The 1,589-nt window shown below is 65.3% G+C and carries 1 protein-coding gene; it reads left to right on the top strand.

Annotated elements, in window-relative coordinates:
- The first annotated feature begins 1,156 nt into the window (after positions 1 to 1,156).
- Positions 1,157 to 1,504 carry a DUF1036 domain-containing protein gene (locus ABZ641_RS36650; RefSeq protein WP_359988866.1) on the top strand — a complete coding sequence of 116 codons (348 nt, stop codon included), beginning with the start codon at positions 1,157 to 1,159 and terminating at the stop codon, positions 1,502 to 1,504.
- The last annotated feature ends 85 nt before the right edge of the window (positions 1,505 to 1,589 follow it).

Below are 1,589 nucleotides of genomic sequence, written 5' to 3'. Positions count from 1 at the left end.
GGAGCAGGGGCAGAACCCGAGGATTGATCACGACATCACACAAGCCCTAGGGCACGGCGGAAGATACGCCGGCGCTTGACGGCGGCGACGTTGCGTTCGACCGGGCAGCGGAGCCTTGGGTGGGCCCGTTCAGCGACCTTTCCTTCGCGGTCGGTTCGCATGTGGGCCGGCGGTGGACCGGAACGGCGACGCCAGGGCCGGCTCCGGTGCAGGCCAGGTCCGCGACGCCGGAATCCGCAAGCGGGTCCAGGTGGCGACGATCCGGTGTCTGCAGGCCGCGGCCAGATCAGGGTGCGGCCCAGGAGTCGAGAGACCCACACGGTCTTGCCCTCGAAGCCCGTGACGGCCCGCAGGCTCACTCCATGGCGGAGGTGCTTTCCGCCGTAGCCGGCCAGTCCGCTCGGCAGGCGCGTGCGGCAGGTCAAATGAGACAGATAGCCAGCAAGGCTCTCCGGTCATCGAGTTGAGACACCAGACACCTCACTCAACTGCGGGAGAGCCTCGCTCATCTCGCTGCCGCCGACACCGCCCGGCCATCACCCGATCGGCGCGCCACCCTGAAAAAGCTCCGTGACCGATCTATGCTCGCATCGTCTGGCCGGCAAGGTCGTAAGAGCTTCACCGGCGAGCGCGAGGCCTGTCTTGTGGTCTTCCGCGGATGCCACCGCTACGCCGCCAGTCGGTGCCACAGCGCCTCGGGTGCCGCAGTCCCTCGCATGCGGGACCGCGCCCGACACGCAAGCAGCTGCCCCGACCGAAGCCGCACGGCCTGTGTCCAACATTCGGCGTCCAGTCCTATTAATTCCGCAGGCTCTACGCCTAACGGATTAATGTCGGCCAGATCAGTATGCATACGATCTAACTTACGGTGCACATGGATTACAGTGCACCGTAAGTTAGATCCCACGAAAGGAGAACCACTGTGCCACCCAATTCTGAACCCCAGCTCGACCAGCCCGTCGCATTCCGACCGGACAGTCTCCGCATTCACGACGACATCATCGCGGACTACTCCGCAGGTCACGACGAGCAGACCCCCGCAGACGCCACCGAGCGGCCGGGAGCGGTCCCGCCGCCCGCACCCACTCGGCCGGCCCCCCAGGAGCCGCTCGCAGCCCGCCTGCGGGCCGGATTCGGGCAGGAGTGACGACGAAAAATGTGGCTTCAGTACAGTAACCAGACCGCCTCGGGAGTCTGGCTTGCCGTCGGCTACTACGCCGAGGGCTGCGACGCGGGATCGAACTGGGCATCCAAAGGATGGTTCCGGATCGAACCCGGAAAGTCGGCCACCCCGCTCTGGACGACGAACAACTACTCCACGTTCTACGCCGAGTCGGACGACGGAAGGGTCTGGAGCGGCCCGTACACCGTCACCCTGCCCCTCAACGCCTTCAGCGACTGGTGCTGGGACCTCGGAGTCGATCCAGGACAGAGCGTAGGGATGCGGCTCGTGACGGCATCGAACGCCTGGTTCCCATGGACGGCCACGATCAACCTCACGTGAAAATCCGCATTGCAAGGCCTTAGGCCGCGCAGCTAGGCGATCGACAGCACAGGCGCAGGATCCTGACACAGAGTTTGTTGTGCTC

Source organism: Kitasatospora sp. NPDC007106 (genome assembly GCF_040634455.1).
GTDB lineage: Bacteria > Actinomycetota > Actinomycetes > Streptomycetales > Streptomycetaceae > Kitasatospora > Kitasatospora arboriphila.
This window is presented reverse-complemented; position numbering and strand designations above follow the sequence as displayed.

What these genes read in the sequence shown, in the direction of transcription:
- ABZ641_RS36650 (WP_359988866.1), top strand. Translation starts at nt 1,157, where the DNA reads ATGTGGCTTCAGTACAGTAACCAGACCGCCTCGGGAGTCTGGCTTGCC.